The sequence below is a fragment of the Micromonospora sp. C28SCA-DRY-2 genome (genome assembly GCF_030519475.1).
Taxonomy (GTDB): Bacteria; Actinomycetota; Actinomycetes; order Mycobacteriales; family Micromonosporaceae; genus Micromonospora.
Map to the genome: position 1 here is coordinate 271,338 of NZ_JAUMKD010000001.1, position 16,358 is coordinate 287,695.

The window sequence follows — 16,358 nt, forward strand, 5'->3', positions numbered from 1 at the left end:
CCGGCCGTCGCGGGGTCCATCGTCGATCGATCACCGCTGGCTAATGCGGCGATGCGATCTTCTGCGTTGTTCGGCCGGGGCGGCCGGGCGATGGTGGACGCATGAGCGAAAGCGTGATCGACATCGTGGCGACGCCGGATCATCTCGGGACCCCACGCTGGCACGCTGTGACGTCGCCCGGTTCGGTGGCCGGAGTCGCCGATCTACGTCCGGTCATGCCGTTCGAGTACGAACTGCCACCGCCGACCGCCCTGCAGCCGGGCATCTTTGATCTGAACCTGTATGTGCGGCCGCAGTGGCGTCGACGAGGGATCGGATCGCGGCTGCTGGCCGCCGTCGGTGCATACGCCGTGGGACGGCGGCTGATCGTGGAGACCGCCCCGGATTCCGCCGCGCAGTCGTTCTGCGAGCGGCACGGATTTCGGCGCACCGGATCCAGGATCCATGACCTGCTCGCCTACCGCGATATTCACCATGCCTGGCTGGGTGAGTTGGTCGACGTCGAGCACCCCGGATACCGACTGCGTCACTGGACCGGGGACCCGACTGGCGGGAACAGCGTCGAGCAACTACTCCGGTATCCGAGCCGACCGGGTAATGCGGTGGTGAGCACCGCCGAGGCGGACGGCGGCGTGGTCGCCTATGTCTTGGCGATGACGGGTGCACCGTCGCAGCGTCGCGCCCGCCAGTACGGCCCTGCCGTGCTCGTCGGCCATCGCGGACGGCGGCTGGGGCTGTGGGTCAACGCCGCTCTGCTCACGCGACTGCGCGAGATCCACCCACACGTCGAGGAGATCGAGACTCGCACCGCCGAAGAGGACTCCGACCTGGTCGCCCTGCATCGACACCTGGGCTTCCGCCCTCTCGGGCGGCGTATCCGCTACGAACTCACCCTGCCGTAACCGGCGGCCCTGACTCCGGTCCAGCAGCACCGGGCCGACACGTCCCCGCTGGAGGGAGGTTTGTCATGAAAGATGCTATCCGCCCCTGGATGTGCGCCGCCCCGGGCGGAAGCCGAGACCCGCCCGGTGATCCCGGGCCACCACCCGGCGGTCGCCACCTGCCCACGTCAACGTCAAGCGGCACGGTGTTCTGTCTGCTCGGCCCCAACGGCGCGGGCAAGACGACGACGGTGAACGTGCTGACCACGCTGGTGCAGGCCGACGGCGGCGCGGTCCGAGTCGCCGGCCACGACCTTGCCACCGACGCCAAGGCGGTCCGCGCGGCCATCGGCGTCACCGGCCAGTTCGCGCCGTCGACGAGCTGCTGCCGAACGGCCGTCACCGGCATGTCCTTGTCAATCCGTCAGATCGGGGGCCGTCTTGCTCACGTCGCAACTTTCGCTGCATCACATCATCCGCCGCTACGACGAGCGCACGGTGCTGGCCGGCGTGTCCTTCAGCGTCAAACCGGGCGAGAAGGTCGGCATCATCGGCGACAACGGCGCCGGGAAGTCGACCCTGTTACGCCTGATCGCCGGGGTGGACCGACCCGACAATGGGGAACTGACGGTGATCGCCCCGGGCGGTGTCGGCTACCTGGCCCAATCGCTGCCGCTGCCGCCACATGCCTCGGTCCAGGACGCGATCGACCTCTCTCTGGCCGACCTCCGCGAGCTCGAGTCGCTGATCATGAACACCGAAGCCGGACTGAACGGTCTGTCGAGGGCTGAACTCGTCGCGGGCCTGGAGCACTACGCCGGGCTGGTTTCCCGTTACGAAGCACGGGGCGGGTACGGGGCGGACACCCGGGTCGAGAAGGCGTTGCACCGGCTCGGCCTGCCGAATCTGGACCGTACGCGGGCGCTCGGCACCCTGTCCGGTGGGGAGCGGTCCCGGCTGGCGCTGGCCGCCACGCTGGCCTCCCAACCGGAACTGCTCCTGCTCGACGAGCCGACCAACGACCTCGATGATCAGGCCGTGGGCTGGCTGGAGGCGCGCCTGCGGCAGCACCGCGGCACACTGCTCGCGGTCACCCATGACCGGGAGTTCCTCAGCCGGGTCACCGACACAATCCTGGACGTCGGTCAGGGCACGGTGACACGCCACGGCGACGGCTACGACGGGTACCTGACCGCCACGGCCGCCGAACGCCGCCGTCGGCTACAGGAGTACGAAGACTGGCGCCATCAGCTGGTCCGCAACCGTAAGCTCGCTGCCGCCAACGCGTTCCGTCTGGAAGCGATCCCGCGCAAGGCGCCGATGGCCAAGTTCGGGCACGGCGCCTTCCGGGCCCGCGGCCGTGATCACGGTGCGATGGGACGCATCCGCAACGCCAAGGAGCGCATCGAGCGTCTCACGGCAAACCCGGTCGCGCCGCCGCCCGACCCGCTGGTGTTCTCGGCCAGCATCACCGGCGTCGACAACGACGCCCCGGAGACGGTTGCCGAGCTCACCGAGGTGCGCGTCACCGACCGGCTGTACGTGCCGTCACTGCGGATCGGCGGCACGGACCGGCTTCTGGTCACCGGGCCCAACGGGGCGGGCAAGTCCACCCTCATCCGGGTCCTGGCAGGAGAACTGCGCCCGGACCATGGAACGGTACGCACCCAGGGCCGGATCGGTCACCTGCGGCAGCAGATGACGCCGTGGCCGCCGAACCTGACCGTGTTGGAAGCGTTCACCGGCGGGCCGGCTGGTGACCCGGACGAACTGCTGTCGCTGGGCCTGTTTCGGCCGACTGACCTGCGGTTGCGGGTAAGGGAGCTGTCGTACGGACAACTCCGCAGGCTCGAAGTGGCCCGCCTGGTCAGCAAGCCGGTCGACCTGCTGCTCCTGGACGAGCCGACCAATCACCTCAGCCCTGCTCTGGTCGAGGAGCTGGAGCAGGCGCTGGTCGACTACCAGGGCGCAGTGGTCGTCGTCACCCACGACCGCCGGATGCGGGCTCGGTTCGCCGCCACGCACCTACAGCTACGTGCCGGCCACGTGGAACAACTCAGCGAGAGGACCGGCTGACGCCGGCACCTGCCGCGACGGCGGTGCCAGGGGCGAAGAGAACCTCAGAGGGGAATGGCGAGTAATGGAGACTGACGTAATCATCGTGGGCGCCGGTCCGGCGGGCCTGATGTTGGCCGGGGAATTGCGCCTGGCCGGAGCCCGAACGGTGGTGCTGGAGCGCCACCCGCAGCCGCGAGACATCCCGAAGGCCAGCGGCCTCGGCGGGCGGATCCTGGACCTGCTGCGCCACCGGGGAATTCTGGAGCGATTCGAGGAGGCCAGCAGCAATCCCCAGGTGGCCCCTCGATTTCCGTTCGGCACCATGCACCTGGACTTCACGCACCTGGTGGATCCGCCGATGCGGGCGATGCCAATTCCGCAGCGGGAGGTCGAGCGACTGCTCGAGGAACGCGCGCGGGAACTCGGCGCTGACGTCCGTCGCGGACACGACGTGGTCGGGGTGACCCAGGACGATGCCACGGTGACCGCGGACGTGCGTGGGCCGGACGGGCCCGCGCGAGTGACCGCTCGATACCTGGTCGGTTGCGACGGTGGGCGCAGCCGGATCCGCGACCTCGCGGGGATCGCGTTCCCCGGCGTGACCTACCCGGAGGTCAACAGGCTGGGCCAAGTCACCGTGCCCGACTCGGTGACGGTGCTGGACAACGGTGACATCGACGTTCCCGGGCTGGGCCGGATCCGCGCGGGGTTCACGCGGACGGACCGCGGTGTGTTCGCGTTCGCGATCACCGCCGGCGTCCTGTTCGTGCAGATCACCGAGGACGAAACCACCGAGTACGACGACGACGAACCGCTGACCCTGACCGAACTCGCAGAGAGCGCTCGCCGTGTGCTCGGCGCGGACCTCCCGCTGGGGGAACCGATCCGGCTGTCGCGCTACACGTTCAAGGATCGGCAGGCCGAACGATACCGCCACGGGCGGATCATGCTGGCCGGCGACGCAGCCCATCTGTTCCCCGCCACCGGTACGGCACTCACCGTCGGCATGCTCGACACGGTCAACCTCGCCTGGAAGCTGGGCGCCGACATCCACGGCTGGGCGCCGGCCGGCCTGCTGGACACGTACCACGACGAGCGCCACCTCGCCGGCGCACGTGCACAGCTGCAGACCCGAGCCCAGGCGGCCATGAGGCGCGGACACGACCCGGCCGCCGAAGCGCTCCGGCAGGTCTTCCAGGAACTGGTCGCCGACGAGCCGGCGCTGCGCCGGATGGGAGCACTCGTCGCTCATGCTGACGTCCGCTACCCGATGCCGGGCACCGGCCACCACGCCTTGGCCGGCACCTTCGTACCCGACCTCACCCTGCACACCGACCGGGGCATAACCAGCGTCGCGAAGCTCATGCACACCGCACGGCCCGTCCTCCTCGACCTTGCCGACCGCCCCGAGTTGCGCCAGATTGCCAGAGACTGGGTCGCTCGCGTCGACATTCGCACCGCGAAGACCGACACCCGACCAGCAGACGTCCTCCTGATCCGCCCCGACGGGCACGTCGCCTGGGCCGCGACGCTCGACGAACCCACCGTCACCGCCGGGGCCACGTTGCGAGACGCGCTCTCCCGCTGGTTCGGCACACCGCCAAAGCCAAGGGGAGTGCCAGCTGTCGAGTACGGATGCTCGAACGGGCCGGCGTCGTGAAGGTGGTACGGACGCGGAAGCTGCGGGGACAGCTGGGGGCGCGGTTACAGGCCCCGGTCGCTCTGTTCCACCCGGCGCGGCGCGAGCAGGCCGAAGGGGACGCCAAGTGACCTCAGACGTGCGGAGGTTGCCGGCCGGGTTCGGGCGGTTGTGGGCTGCGCAGACGGTGTCCTCGCTCGGTGACGGGGTGTCGCATGCCGCGCTGCCGCTGCTCGCGTTGGGGTTGACGCGGGATCCGATGGCGCTCGCCGTCGTCACGGCCGCCGGGACGCTGCCGTGGCTGCTGTTCGGGGTGCTCGGCGGTGCGCTGGTGGACCGCTGGGACCGCCGGCGCACGATGTGGGTCGTGGACGCGGCGCGTGCGCTGCTGCTCGCGATACCGGCGGCAGCGGCCGCGTTCGACGTGCTGAGCATTCCGCTGCTCGCGGCCGTTGCCTTCCTGCTCGGCCTCGGCGGGCTGTTCTTCGACACGGCCGCCACGGCCTATCTGCCGGATCTGCTCGGCCGCGATCCCGCACTCCTGGAGCGAGCCAACTCCCGGCTGCGCGGGGCCCAGACCGCCATGTCCGGCTTCGCGGGGCCGCCTGCGGGCAGTGCGCTGCTCGCGCTGGGGCGGGCGGTTCCGCTGCTCGCCGACGCGCTGTCGTTCGCGCTCTCCGCACTGCTCGTACGGTCCCTGCCCGCCGTGCCCCGGCCCGTACCGCAGGTCCGTGAGTCGCTGCTTCGGCAGGCGCGGGCCGGGGCCTCGTACGTCTTCCGGGACCGGTTGCTGCTCGGGCTCGCGCTGCGCCCGGCGGTCGGGAACGTCGCCTTCCTCGCCGTGGGGACCGTCCTCGCCCTCTTCGCCCACGAGCGTCTCGGCATCGGCGCCTTCGGCTTCGGTCTGCTCCTCACGGCGGAGGCCACCGGCGGCCTGCTCGGCGCGGGCATCGCCTCCTTCCTCGGCCGACGGCTCGGCACCGGCACCGCGCTCACCTGCACGGCCGCAGCCGAGGGACTCGCGATCTTGGGCCTGGCCGCCGCCCCGAACCCGTACGTGGCCGGGCTCGCGCTCGCCGTCTGCGGCGCGGGCATGGGCGCCACGATGGTGCTCGGCCCCTCCCTCCGACAGGCGATCGTCCCCGCCCACCTGATGGGCCGGGTCGCCTCCACCTCCCGCATGCTCGCCATGTGCGCCGCCCCGTTCGGCGCCTTCCTCGGCGGCTGGCTGGCCACCACCTACGACGTACGCACCCCGCTCTACACCGCCGCCGGCCTCCTCCTCGCCATGACCGCCGTCACGTCGACCATGACCACCAACCGCCGAATCGAGGCGGCGCTACGTAGTTCTTCCGACCGGGAGCGCCCGGCACAGGACAGCCACCCCGCCCCGCTGACCGATGCCGTCATCGCTGCCTGACCGATGCCGTCATCGCTGCCTGACCGATGCCGTCATCGCTGCCTGATCGGTGCACCCACCAGCTCCAGAAGTCACGACTGCCGGAAAGGCACCAGATGCTCTACTCGACCGCACGCGTCGTCACCGACCGCCCCCACCGCTACCTCAAGCAACTGGTCTCCCACATGGGGCGCAAGGTGCCCACCGAACTCGACGAGGACCGCGGGTCCATCAGGTTCAGCATCGGCAGCTGCCTACTCGTGGCCTCGACCGCCCACCTCGACATGATCGTCAAAGCCGGCACGGCGGACGCCGTCGCGGCGGTGGAGGACACCACCGCCGGCCACCTGCTGCGATTCGCGACCAGGGACAGACTCACCGTCGACTGGCTGCCCCTGGTACGCCCCGCCACAACCGAGGACGACGCCGCTCTCCTCGCCCTCGACCGTGCGGCGTGGACCGCCGGCTCAGGGCTCCCCTCCACCCGGGCCGAGGAGCGGACGGCCTACTTCACCGAACGACGCAAGCCCGAAACCCACCTGGTCGCCGCTCTCGGCGGCCAGCTCGTCGGCGCCGTGAGCACCCACCCGACGACCCCGTTCCCGGAAGGGGCCCACGTCTTCGGCCTGTGGAACCTGGTGGTGGCCGAGCAAGCCCGCCGCACGGGGATCGCCTCAGCCCTGCTGTCAGCCGCCGAACGCCGTGCCGGCTCACAAGGCGCGAAGAAAGTCGGACTGCGCGTCCTGGCCACCAACACCGGCGCCATACGGCTCTACGAACAGCACGGCTACACCGTCGAAGGCCGACACATCGACGAGTTCCTGATCGACGGCACCTACGTCGACGACATCAGCATGGGCAAGTGCCTGACGCCGTCCTCGCGACGGAGCGTCTGAGGTAATGAGCAGACGCGCCAGCCCCACCTACGCAGCCAACTGCTGCGCCGCTACCGCGACGCACACCCCACCGAAAAGCCCACCCCGGCTGCCGCCCGCACCGCCGGGCAACTATCCGCCGCCGCCGCGGACCTGCGCGACCAGCGAGAACGACGGGACGCCGAGCAGCGTGAACGCGCCCGGATTCGCCGGGATCGGTCCGCAGCAGCCGCCCGGCAACGGCACCTCGACACTCTCGCAGTTGACCAACCCGTCGCATGGCAGCGGGTCGCCGTACTCATCGCCACGAAGAAACCCCGCGAGTACGACCCCGCTGTACAACTCCTCGTCGACCTGCGCGATCTTGGCGAACGCGACGGAGACAGCTCATCGCCCCGATGGTGTCAACCATCCGTTTAGCCGCGCAAGGCGCGGTAGCGGCTGCGGGCGGCCCACCCTGAGTACTCAAACCAGGGCCAGCTACTGCCGTAGGTTGGATCGAGTGCTCGACCTGCCACTGTCGTCCGCGTTCGTGATCTTCGACGCTCAGGGCTTTGGCCGATACCCTCGGAAGACGGCGCATGGAAGTTTGCCGATTCGGATGGCTGAGCACCAGAACCGCAGCTTTGGGGGGACCAGTGACCCAAACTGTCTGGCAACAGCTCGACCCGGTCACCTACAACGACGGGGTGTTCTACGTGCCCGCCAAGGTCGAGTTGCAGCCACGGCTGCCCGACTGGGGGCATCCCGACGAGCCTGACCTGCGTGACCGCTTGGTCAATGATCGTCCCCACGGCATGGCGGTGAAAAGCTTCTCTGCCTGCTCTGCATGCGTCATCAAGCCCAGAAAGGACTCCCCCGGGCCCCGGTCTGGCTGACCTTCGTGGAGGGGCGGTACGGCCCGACGTTCCGGCACGAGGACGGGCGCTCGCCGCACCCGGAACACCAGCCGGAGAGCGACACGCACAAGGCGCTCAAGGAGCGCAAGGCCCGCACGTGGATGTCCGTCGGCGGCACCGTAGAGGTCGAGGTGTGGCGTCCACGCGCCCGCCGCCGTCCGGACGTCGTGGCCGTCGGCCCAGTGCTGACCGTGGCTGGCGAGATCCAGCACTCCAAGGAGACCCCGCGGACCATCCGGGCCCGACAGCGGGCGCTCCACAAGGCTGGCGACCGCGTGGTGTGGACCACCGACCGCGGCGCCGACGACATCACTTTCCTGCGCCCGGTGCCGCACCTGTCAGTGCCCGCTCTCAGCGACCATCGCCTCTACCTGACTGAGCCCCGGCTAGAGATCGGCGCGGGCGCCATCATGTTCGAGACGCAGAGGGTGCGGGTGGGCGGACCTCTGGACCGGAACGAGCCGCTGCCCGGTCACCCGCAAGGCCGTACCATGCGGCCGCTTGCACCTCTACCCGACGTTCAACCCCCGCAGCTACAGCCGCCAGAAGGCCGCCACGACCCGCTGTGACGCCACCGCCATGCCGGCCACCCCGAGCACCCCCGCATTCCCGTGCGGTCCGCGCCCTCACCTGGACCACCTGCTGGAGGGCATCCTGCACGGGTCCTGGCTACCGTACCGGTACCGCGACCGCGTCACCTGGATCCCGGCCGACGCCCACAAGGACGTCGTCGCCGAGCGGGCGGGACCGTGGAGCTGGCCGAGAACGGCAGCGCCCCACGCCGTGACCGGACGGGTGAACGGGCCTGCGAGCGCCGATACGGAACAGTCATCGCTCAGGGCGACGCGCCCGAGGTAAAGAACCTGCTCCTGTGCTGCGGCGAGAAGCCGCCAGGACCTGCCGGTCAACCGCTGGTTCTCGCCTGCAGCTTTGCCCGAAGTCGCCGACCTACTACCGACGCGACGAACTGGACCGCACTCGGGTCTAGAGCTGACGCCCACAAGCGGCGGCGCCTGAGCTGCGACGACCGCTCGGCGGCCGCCGTGGTCGAGCAGCAGCGGCACGTCGTAGACGGACAGGTCCAGCCGTGGGCGCAAGTGCCGGACCGGGTGCCGCTTGCGGTGGTGCTCGTACGCGGCGTCGACGTCAAATTTCCGCCACCACTACCGGCTCCACCTCCTGGTAGCGCAGGCGCTCGGGCCGGTCGAGCTGCCCGGACCAGCTCGCCAGAAGCGGCTGTGCTTTGGGTGCGCGAACGCGCCGCCTGGCAGCTGCCCGCGCCCGGTCCGTCGATGCTGATCCCGACCTCGAACCCGGAAGCGGTGAACAGCTCGCACCGCTGTCGGTTGATTAGCGTCGCGTTCATCTGAATCTCATGACGCACCGTTCGCAGCGACGGCTATCGGTCAGGCCGGTTGGCCATAGCCGCGACGTCCTCTCGTCACCCGGTGTCGATGGCGGTACATCGAGCTCTCGATCAGTCGGCGGGCCGGGTCCAAACCGGGCACCGGGTGCAGTTGCCGGGAGGCCTGGGCAGTCGGACGCCAGAACCCGGGCGCTGTGCTCCCAATCTGCTCCCAAGTTAAGGGGCAGCAACGCGAAAGCCCGTTACCGGTGGTTCCGGCGACGGGCTCGCTACCTGCAAATATTTACGGTGGGCGATACTGGGATCGAACCAGTGACCTCTTCGGTGTGAACGAAGCGCTCTCCCGCTGAGCTAATCGCCCTCAGCGCGGATGACTGTACCTGATCGGCTGCCCTCCCCGCGAATCCGGGGGTCAGTGCGTCGCGAGGTAGTGCAGCGCCCGGGCGACCACGTCGATGCCGAGGCTGTACTTGAGCGACAGCCAGACCACCGTGGCCACGAAGAGCAGCCCGACGGACCCCAGCACGAACCGTACGCCGAGTGATCTTCCCTTCACCCACTGCGTCCAGCCGTGCACGTGCCGGCGGGTGAAGCCGAGCAGCCGGCGGGCCCAGTGGAACTCCACCGCCCAGATGCCCAGCCCGGCGATCACCAGCAGCCAGCCCGGCCCGGGCAGCGGGATGAGGGCGACGCCGATGGTCACCACGAGGGCGCCGGCGATGGCGATGAAGATCTTGAGGGCGACCCGGCCGGTCGGGTTGGCGCGGATCAGGTCCAGCGTCATGCTGACCCGCTGCCGCCAGCGCGGCCGGGGCCGCCGGTCGGCCACGGCGGTGCCGCCGGCGCGCTCGGGCGCCCCGCGCCCGGCCTCCGGCTGGCCGTGCCGGTCGTGCTGTTCCATCGGCACCCCGTACCCCCGCTTTTCGGCTGCTCGGGCCGCGACGTTCGGCGGCCGCGACGCGGCCATCGGATCCACTGAGGATCGTTTCGTGCCCATTTCCACCCCCAGTGTCGCGCGGAACCGTCACCCCTTCCGACGACTGGACGTTACCGGAGTAAGTCGACGACTGAACCACCCGATGCCGGGCGGGATCACGCACTGGGCAGAACCGGAAATCCTACATGAATTTTCACATTCTGGCGGCTCTTCCGACCCCCTTCCCACCACTGGGTGAAGTCAGCGTATGGCGGAGCGTAGCCAGGAGTAGCACCTGAGTATGGGAAAAGCGGGACACGCGCGTTCCGCAGCGGTGCCGGGGGGAGAACGTCCATGAGTGTCATCCGACCGACGACCGTAGAGGTCGAGACGTCGCTAAGGCTCGTCGCGCCTGACGCCACCGCCTTGCCGGTGCGTGCCAGCCTGCGCTACGACCCTGCTGACCCGTATGCGGTCCATGTCCTGTTCCACGCCGAATCGGCCGGCGGCGAGGCGGTGAGCTGGTCCTTCGCCCGCGAACTGCTGGTCACCGGTCTCGACGAGCCGGCCGGCATCGGCGACGTGCGGGTCTGGCCCTGGGCCACCCCGCGCGGGGACTTCGTCGCGCTGGCGCTGTCGTCGCCCGACGGCAACGCCCTCTTCGAGGTGCCGCGCAGCGTCCTGGTGCGCTTCCTGCGGCGGACCTACGTCGTCGTCCCGCGCGGCCGGGAGGCCGAGCACCTGGATGTCGACACCGCGGTGAACCGGCTGCTCGCCGGTCGCTGAAAACCGGAACAATCGGTCAGTCGGGGCCGCGCGGACCTGCCGAGTCCGCGCGGCTCCGGCTCACCCGGTGGTACGCGGGCAGCCTCCCGCCGCGCGCCGGGCTCAGCCGTGGGTGGTGATGCCCCCGTCGACCGGGATCACCGCGCCGGTCAGGTACGCCCCGGCCCGCGACGACAGGTAGATGGCGGTGCCCGCCATATCCTCGGGCCGGCCGATGCGGCCCAGCGGCACCTGCGACTCGATGGCGGCCCGGGACTCCGGGTCGTCCAGCGCGAACGCCATCATCTTGCTCTCGAACGGCCCCGGCGCGATCGCGTTCACGGTGATCTGCTCGCCGGCGAGCTGGTGGGCCAGGCTTCGGGTGAGCATGTGCACGGCCGCCTTGGTGGCCGAGTACGCGTACACCTCCATCCAGGGCACCCGGATGCCGTCGATCGAGCCGATGTTGATCACCCGGGCCGGGTCGTCGGCGCTGGCCCCCGCCCGCAGCGCGGGCAGCAGCGCGGTGGTGAGCCGGAAGACGGCCTTCACGTTGACCGCCCAGAGCTTGTCGAACGCGCTCTCCGGGTACGCCTCCAGCGGCGCGCCCCAGGTCGCACCGGCGTTGTTGACCAGCACGTCGAGCCGGTCGACCCGCTCCCGGACGGCCGCCGCGAGGCCCTCGGCGCCGGCGTCGTTGCCCAGGTCGGCCGGGATCGCCTCGCAGCGTCCCTCGGCCGACAACTCCTTGGCCACCCGCTCGCAGACGTCGGCCTTGCGGGACGAGATGATCACCCGCGCGCCGGCCCGGACGAAGCCCTGGGCGATCATCAGGCCGATCCCCCGGGAGCCGCCGGTGACCAGGACCGTCTTGCCGTCGACCGAGAACAGATCCGTCATGCCCATCCCATCGCCCGTCGCCGCTACCGCTCGGTAACCTAACTCTCCCCCAGGTCCCGGACAACCCCCACCCGCCGCCGCGACCGCCTGCTTTCTCCGCAGGAGTGCCGTTCTGCGCGAACGGGCCCGTGGGGCGCTGTCCGCCGGGACGGGGTGTGTCGGGCACCCGACGGGCCGGGCCACGGCGAGGCTGTCGAGGTGCGCCGGCCGGCGCCGCGGGCTACCGTCGCAGGCGATGGTCTCTTCCGGTCAGCTCTCTCCGGCGTCGTACCCCACCGGTGCGCCCTGCCCCGCCGAGATCGACACCCTCACCCTGGGTGAGCTCGCTCCGGGCCCCGGCTGGCGCCGTCCGCTGCTGCTGGAGCGGGAACTGCTCGTGCTGACCACAGGCGGACACGGCACCGCCGAAGTGGACTTTCGCGCACTGCCCTGCCGGCCCGGCACGCTGCTGCGGGTGCGCGCCGGGCAGGTGCTGCGCTGCGCCGGGGCGCACCTCGACGCCACGGTGGTGCGCTGGCCGGCCGACGCGCTGCGCGGGCTGGACGTCGACCCGGACGCGGCGCCGACCTGGCTGCAACTGGCCGGCGAGGACGAGGACGCGGTGATCACCGAGGTCAGCCAACTCTCGGTGGACTGCCAGCGGCACCGCGGCACGCCGGCCGCCGGCGCCCTGCTCCGGCACCAACTCGCCGTGCTGCTGATCCGGCTGGCGCTGCTGCCGGCCGACCGGCCGGCGCCGCGCGCCGAGACCGCGACCTTCCACCGGCTCTGCCGGGAGATCGAGCGCGGCTACCAGCACACCCGCCGGGTCGAGGACTACGCCGACCGGCTGGGCTGCTCGGTCCGGACCCTCACCCGGGCCTGTCTCGCGGTCACCGGGCGCAGCGCCAAGCAGGTGGTCGACGAGCGGGTCGCCCTCCAGGCCTGCCGGCTGCTGGCGGCCACCGACGAGCCGATCGCCCGGATCGGTCGCCGCCTCGGCTTCTCCGAGCCGACCAACTTCGGCCGGTTCTTCACCCGCGAGGTCGGGGTGAGCCCGGGCGCGTTCCGGGCCGCCCGCGAGCAGCCCGTCGCGGGGCCGGTCGTCCGTCCCCGCCGGCCCGCCGACCCGCTCACCGGCGCCGGCCCGGCATGATGGCCCGGTGCAGATCTCGGCGCGCGGCGACTACGCGGTCCGGGCGGCGTTGAGCCTCGCCGCCGCGTACCCCCGGCTGCTCTCCACCCAGACCGTCGCCGCCGAGCAGGACATGCCGCGCAAGTTCCTCGAGGCGGTCCTGGCCGACCTGCGGCGGGCCGGGATCGTCCAGGCGCAGCGCGGTGCCGAGGGCGGCTACACCCTGGCCCGGCCGCCGCGCGAGGTGACGGTCGGCGCGGTGCTGCGCGCGGTGGACGGACCGCTGGCCGGGGTGCGCGGCGTACGACCGGAGCAGACCCGCTACGACGGCGCCGCCGAGCACCTGCCGGGGCTCTGGGTCGCGGTGCGCGCGGCGGTGCGCCGGGTGGTCGACGAGGTCAGCCTGGCCGAGATAATCAGTGGCCGGCTCCCCGCGCACGTGCGTAGGTTGACCGCCCTGCCCGACGCCTGGGAGCCGCGCTGATGCCCACCCCCACCCTGCACACCGACCGGCTGCTGCTGGAGCCCTACCGGCCGGGCGACGCCGAGGACTTCGTCACCCTCTTCACCGACCCGGAGGTCGGGCGGTTCATGGGCGACGGCCCGCTCACCGCCGAGGAGGCCGGCGCGCTCTTCGGCCGGGTCTTCACCAAGGTGTACGCGGCCGACCTGTTCGACGTCTGGGCGGTGCGCCGCGACGGCCGGTACGTCGGGCACGCCGAGATCAAGCGGACCGACCAGGTGGCCGGCCACGAGATCATCTACGCGCTGGCCAAGCCGGCGTGGGGCGGCGGCCTCGGCACCGAGCTGGCCCGGGCCCTGGTCCGGTACGGCTTCGACACCCTCGACCTGCCCCGGGTGTACGCGACGGTCGCCGACGCCAACCGCGCCTCCCTGGCGCTGCTGGGCAAGCTCGGCTTCGCCCACGAGCGGGACATCGTCGAGGACGACGGCAGCGTCACCCGGGTCCTCGCCGTCGACCGGGCCTGATCCCGCCGGCGCCCCGGACCGGCCCGGCCGGCGGGGCTCAGATCGTGCTGATCACCTCCCCGGCGTCGAGGCGGGGCAGCCGGTCGTGCCACGCGTCCGGCCCCGGGTGGCCGATGTTCATCAGCAACAGCACCTCGTGCCGGCCGTCCGGAAAGAACTCCCGCCGTACGCCGGCGGCGTCGAAGCCGGACATCGGACCGGCCGCCAGCCCCGCGGCCCGGACGCCGACCACCAGGTAGCCGATCTGGAGGGTGGCGTTGAACCGGGCCTGGGCGGCGCGCTCGACCCGGTCGCCGAGCCAGTCGCCGGCCCTCGGGCGGTGCGGGAACAGCTCGGGCAGCCGCTGGTGGAAGTCGACGTCGGCGGCGAGCACCGCGACCAGCGGTGCGGCTGCCGTCTTGGCCCGGTTGCCGCCGGACAGGTACGGCAGCAATCGGGCCCGGGCCGCCGGTGAGCGGAGCAGCAGAATCCGCAGCGGCTGGCCGTTGAGCGCGGTCGGGCCGTACCGCACCAGGTCGTGGATGGCGGCGACCTGCGCCTCGGTGACCGGCTCGGCGGTGAACGTGTTCGCCGTCCGGGCCGCCCGGAAGAGCAGGTCCTGGGCGGCCCGGTCCAGGGCGAGCAGGTCACCGGGCGGCGCCGACGCGAGGGTCACGCCGGCACCACCGACCCGGCGGTGGTGTAGCCGCCACGGTGGTAGACCAACGGTCCGCCGTCCTCCCCACCGTCCAGGGCGATCGGTTCGGCGATCACCACGGCGTGGTCGCCGGCGGGCACCCGCTCCACCACCTGGCAGAGCAGCCGGGCCAGCACCCCGTCCAGCAGCGGCACCCCGAACGGCCCGGCCGTCCACCGCGGGTACGCGGCGAACCGGTCGATCCCGCTGGTGGCGAAGACCCGGGCCGCCTCCCGCTGCCCGGCGCCGAGCAGGTGCACGGCGACGTGGTCGGCGCGCGCCAGCACCGGCCAGCTGGACGACGCCAGGCCCAGGCAGAACGAGACCAGCGGCGGGTCCAGCGACACCGAGGTGAACGAGGTCGCGGTGAACCCGGCGCGCAGCGGCGCCGCCAACCCGCCGAGGCACGCCGCCTCGGTCTGCCGGGCCACGGCGGTGACCACGGTGACCGTGGCGGCCTGCCGGCGCAGCAGGGCCCGGAACAGGTCCCGGTCCGCCGGCAGCAGCTCGGCGCCCGCCGCCCGGGGGCGCTGCTCCACGGTGGTCACGCCGGCACCAGGGCGGACGGGGCGTACGAGCTGGCCGGGCGGGGCAGCCCGTAGTGCTCGCGCAGCGTGCGTCCGGTGTACTCGTGGCGGAAGAGGCCGCGGGCGCGCAGCAGCGGCACCACCTGGTCGACGAAGTCGGTCAGGCCGCTGGGCAGCAGCGGCGGCATGACGTTGAAGCCGTCCGCGGCGCCCTGGGTGAACCACAGCTCGATCTGGTCGGCGATCTGCTCCGGGGTGCCGGCCACCACCCGGTGGCCCCGGCCCCCGCCGAGGCGGCCGATCAGCTGCCGCAGGGTGAGCCGTTCCCGCCGGGCCAGCTCGACGACGAGCTGGTAGCGGCTCTGGTGCGCCTGCACGGTGTGCGCCTCGGGCAGGTCGGGCAGCGGGCCGTCCAGCGGGTACCCGCTGAGGTCGATGCCGGTCATGCCGGACAGCTGGGCGAGGGCGTGCTCGGGGACGATCAGCGCCTCCAGTTCGGCGGCCAGGGCGTGCGCCTCGGCCTCCGTACCGCCGATCACCGGGGCGATGCCGGGCAGCACGGTGACCAGGTCGGGGTCGCGGCCGGCGGCGGCGGTGGCCCGCTTCAGCTCGGCGTAGAACGCCTGCCCGTCGGCGAGGGTCTGCTGGGCGGTGAAGACCGCCTCGGCGTACCGGGCGGCGAAGGCGATGCCGTCGGCGGAGGAGCCGGCCTGGACCAGCAGCGGCCGGCCCTGCGGCGGGCGGGGCGTGTTCAACGGCCCCCGGACCGTGAACGTCTCGCCGGCGTGGGCCACCTCGTGCACCCGGTCGGTGTCGGCGAAGATCCCGGCGGCGGGGTCCAGGACCAGGGCGTCGTCCTCCCAGCTGTCCCAGAGCTTGATCGCCACGTCGACGAACTCGGCGGCCCGCCGGTAGCGGTCGGCGTGGGCCGGGTGCTCGTCGAGGTTGAAGTTCCACGCCTCCCGGGGCTGGGCGGAGGTGACGATGTTCCAGCCGGCCCGCCCGCCGCTGAGGTGGTCCAGCGAGGCGAACTTGCGGGCCAGGTTGTACGGCTCGTTGTAGGTGGTGGAGGCGGTGGCGATCAGGCCGATGTGCTCGGTGGCGGTGGCCAGCGCGGCGAGCAGGGTGAGCGGTTCGAAGACGGCCTGGATGTTGTGCCGCACGGCGGGCCCGACGGCCAGCCCGTCGGCGAGGAAGACGGAGTCGAGGGTGCCGCGTTCGGCGATCCGGGCCAGTTCCTGGAAGTGCCGGACGTCGGCGATCCGTCGGGGGTCGGTGCGGGGATGGCGCCAGGCGGCCTCGTGGTGGCCGACGCCCATCAGGAACGCGTTCAGGTGCAGGGTGCGGGACATG

The 16,358-nt window shown here is 71.7% G+C and carries 15 protein-coding genes, 1 tRNA gene and 1 pseudogene; 11 read left to right on the forward strand and 6 right to left on the reverse strand.

Features of this window, described 5'->3' with window-relative positions:
- The first annotated feature begins 101 nt into the window (after positions 1 to 101).
- The 7 genes and pseudogenes from Q3W71_RS01205 (at position 102) to Q3W71_RS01235 (ending at position 8,320) form a co-directional block, all read left to right on the forward strand.
- Positions 102 to 902, forward strand: a complete 801-nt coding sequence (locus Q3W71_RS01205) for a GNAT family N-acetyltransferase (RefSeq protein WP_302917414.1) — start codon at positions 102 to 104, stop codon at positions 900 to 902.
- A gap of 176 nt (positions 903 to 1,078) precedes the next feature.
- Positions 1,079 to 1,269: pseudogene (locus tag Q3W71_RS01210) on the forward strand (ATP-binding cassette domain-containing protein); the annotation flags it as partial.
- A gap of 53 nt (positions 1,270 to 1,322) precedes the next feature.
- On the forward strand, positions 1,323 to 2,957 hold the full coding sequence (locus Q3W71_RS01215) for a TlrC/CarA/OleB/SrmB family ABC-F type ribosomal protection protein (protein WP_302917415.1): 1,635 nt from the start codon (positions 1,323 to 1,325) through the stop codon (positions 2,955 to 2,957).
- A 64-nt stretch (positions 2,958 to 3,021) separates the two neighbouring features.
- Positions 3,022 to 4,599 carry an FAD-dependent monooxygenase gene (locus Q3W71_RS01220; protein WP_302917416.1) on the forward strand — a complete coding sequence of 526 codons (1,578 nt, stop codon included), beginning with the start codon at positions 3,022 to 3,024 and terminating at the stop codon, positions 4,597 to 4,599.
- 118 nt (positions 4,600 to 4,717) lie between these two features.
- Entirely contained in the window at positions 4,718 to 5,998 is a 1,281-nt protein-coding gene (locus Q3W71_RS01225; RefSeq protein ID WP_302918689.1) for an MFS transporter, read from the forward strand.
- A gap of 95 nt (positions 5,999 to 6,093) precedes the next feature.
- Positions 6,094 to 6,873 carry a GNAT family N-acetyltransferase gene (locus tag Q3W71_RS01230; RefSeq protein WP_302917417.1) on the forward strand — a complete coding sequence of 260 codons (780 nt, stop codon included), beginning with the start codon at positions 6,094 to 6,096 and terminating at the stop codon, positions 6,871 to 6,873.
- An 808-nt stretch (positions 6,874 to 7,681) separates the two neighbouring features.
- Positions 7,682 to 8,320, forward strand: coding sequence for a hypothetical protein (locus Q3W71_RS01235; RefSeq protein ID WP_302917418.1), 639 nt, complete (start codon positions 7,682 to 7,684; stop codon positions 8,318 to 8,320).
- 1,086 nt (positions 8,321 to 9,406) lie between these two features.
- Here Q3W71_RS01235 and Q3W71_RS01240 read toward each other — a convergent pair.
- Both Q3W71_RS01240 and Q3W71_RS01245 read right to left on the reverse strand, forming a co-directional pair.
- Positions 9,407 to 9,478 (reverse strand) — tRNA-Val (locus tag Q3W71_RS01240).
- A 51-nt stretch (positions 9,479 to 9,529) separates the two neighbouring features.
- Positions 9,530 to 10,084 (reverse strand): TIGR02611 family protein, encoded by a 555-nt coding sequence (locus tag Q3W71_RS01245; RefSeq protein ID WP_302917419.1) that lies wholly within the window; start codon positions 10,082 to 10,084, stop codon positions 9,530 to 9,532.
- A gap of 303 nt (positions 10,085 to 10,387) precedes the next feature.
- On the opposite strand from Q3W71_RS01245, the gene Q3W71_RS01250 reads away from it, so the two are divergent.
- On the forward strand, positions 10,388 to 10,819 hold the full coding sequence (locus tag Q3W71_RS01250; protein WP_007457244.1) for an SsgA family sporulation/cell division regulator: 432 nt from the start codon (positions 10,388 to 10,390) through the stop codon (positions 10,817 to 10,819).
- A 102-nt stretch (positions 10,820 to 10,921) separates the two neighbouring features.
- On the opposite strand, the gene Q3W71_RS01255 is transcribed toward Q3W71_RS01250, so the two are convergent.
- Entirely contained in the window at positions 10,922 to 11,698 is a 777-nt protein-coding gene (locus Q3W71_RS01255) for a RhlG family 3-oxoacyl-ACP reductase (protein WP_302917420.1), read from the reverse strand.
- A gap of 235 nt (positions 11,699 to 11,933) precedes the next feature.
- Here Q3W71_RS01255 and Q3W71_RS01260 point away from each other — a divergent pair, with 235 nt between their 5' ends.
- Genes Q3W71_RS01260 through Q3W71_RS01270 form a run of 3 tightly spaced genes read left to right on the forward strand, consistent with a single transcriptional unit; the run spans position 11,934 to position 13,802 of the window.
- Entirely contained in the window at positions 11,934 to 12,833 is a 900-nt protein-coding gene (locus Q3W71_RS01260) for an AraC family transcriptional regulator (protein WP_302917421.1), read from the forward strand.
- A 7-nt stretch (positions 12,834 to 12,840) separates the two neighbouring features.
- The gene (locus Q3W71_RS01265) at positions 12,841 to 13,296 is read left to right on the forward strand and encodes an Rrf2 family transcriptional regulator (protein WP_302917422.1); all 456 of its coding nucleotides are present in this window, start codon (positions 12,841 to 12,843) and stop codon (positions 13,294 to 13,296) included.
- Positions 13,296 to 13,802 carry a GNAT family N-acetyltransferase gene (locus Q3W71_RS01270; protein ID WP_302917423.1) on the forward strand — a complete coding sequence of 169 codons (507 nt, stop codon included), beginning with the start codon at positions 13,296 to 13,298 and terminating at the stop codon, positions 13,800 to 13,802. The genes Q3W71_RS01265 and Q3W71_RS01270 overlap by 1 nt, the downstream gene beginning before the upstream one ends.
- A gap of 37 nt (positions 13,803 to 13,839) precedes the next feature.
- On the opposite strand, the gene Q3W71_RS01275 is transcribed toward Q3W71_RS01270, so the two are convergent.
- From Q3W71_RS01275 to Q3W71_RS01285, 3 genes are read right to left on the reverse strand one after another with little or no spacing between them, the layout of a single operon-like run.
- Positions 13,840 to 14,457, reverse strand: a complete 618-nt coding sequence (locus tag Q3W71_RS01275; protein WP_302917424.1) for a malonic semialdehyde reductase — start codon at positions 14,455 to 14,457, stop codon at positions 13,840 to 13,842.
- Complete coding sequence (locus Q3W71_RS01280) at positions 14,454 to 15,026, reverse strand: flavin reductase family protein (RefSeq protein WP_302917425.1); 573 nt, start codon at positions 15,024 to 15,026, stop codon at positions 14,454 to 14,456. The genes Q3W71_RS01275 and Q3W71_RS01280 overlap by 4 nt, the downstream gene beginning before the upstream one ends.
- Positions 15,023 to 16,357: an LLM class flavin-dependent oxidoreductase gene (locus Q3W71_RS01285; protein ID WP_302917426.1), complete on the reverse strand. Its 1,335-nt coding sequence runs from the start codon at positions 16,355 to 16,357 to the stop codon at positions 15,023 to 15,025. The genes Q3W71_RS01280 and Q3W71_RS01285 overlap by 4 nt, the downstream gene beginning before the upstream one ends.
- Position 16,358 lies beyond the last annotated feature (1 nt).

Excerpts from the sequence above, each read along its gene's own strand:
- Q3W71_RS01260 (WP_302917421.1), top strand. The coding sequence starts at position 11,934 with ATGGTCTCTTCCGGTCAGCTCTCTCCGGCGTCGTACCCCACCGGTGCG.
- Q3W71_RS01250 (WP_007457244.1), top strand. The coding sequence starts at position 10,388 with ATGAGTGTCATCCGACCGACGACCGTAGAGGTCGAGACGTCGCTAAGG.
- Q3W71_RS01230 (WP_302917417.1), top strand. The coding sequence starts at position 6,094 with ATGCTCTACTCGACCGCACGCGTCGTCACCGACCGCCCCCACCGCTAC.
- Q3W71_RS01285 (WP_302917426.1), bottom strand. The coding sequence starts at position 16,357 with ATGTCCCGCACCCTGCACCTGAACGCGTTCCTGATGGGCGTCGGCCAC.
- Q3W71_RS01245 (WP_302917419.1), bottom strand. The coding sequence starts at position 10,084 with ATGGCCGCGTCGCGGCCGCCGAACGTCGCGGCCCGAGCAGCCGAAAAG.
- Q3W71_RS01270 (WP_302917423.1), top strand. The coding sequence starts at position 13,296 with ATGCCCACCCCCACCCTGCACACCGACCGGCTGCTGCTGGAGCCCTAC.
- Q3W71_RS01235 (WP_302917418.1), top strand. The coding sequence starts at position 7,682 with ATGCGTCATCAAGCCCAGAAAGGACTCCCCCGGGCCCCGGTCTGGCTG.
- Q3W71_RS01205 (WP_302917414.1), top strand. The coding sequence starts at position 102 with ATGAGCGAAAGCGTGATCGACATCGTGGCGACGCCGGATCATCTCGGG.
- Q3W71_RS01255 (WP_302917420.1), bottom strand. The coding sequence starts at position 11,698 with ATGACGGATCTGTTCTCGGTCGACGGCAAGACGGTCCTGGTCACCGGC.
- Q3W71_RS01220 (WP_302917416.1), top strand. The coding sequence starts at position 3,022 with ATGGAGACTGACGTAATCATCGTGGGCGCCGGTCCGGCGGGCCTGATG.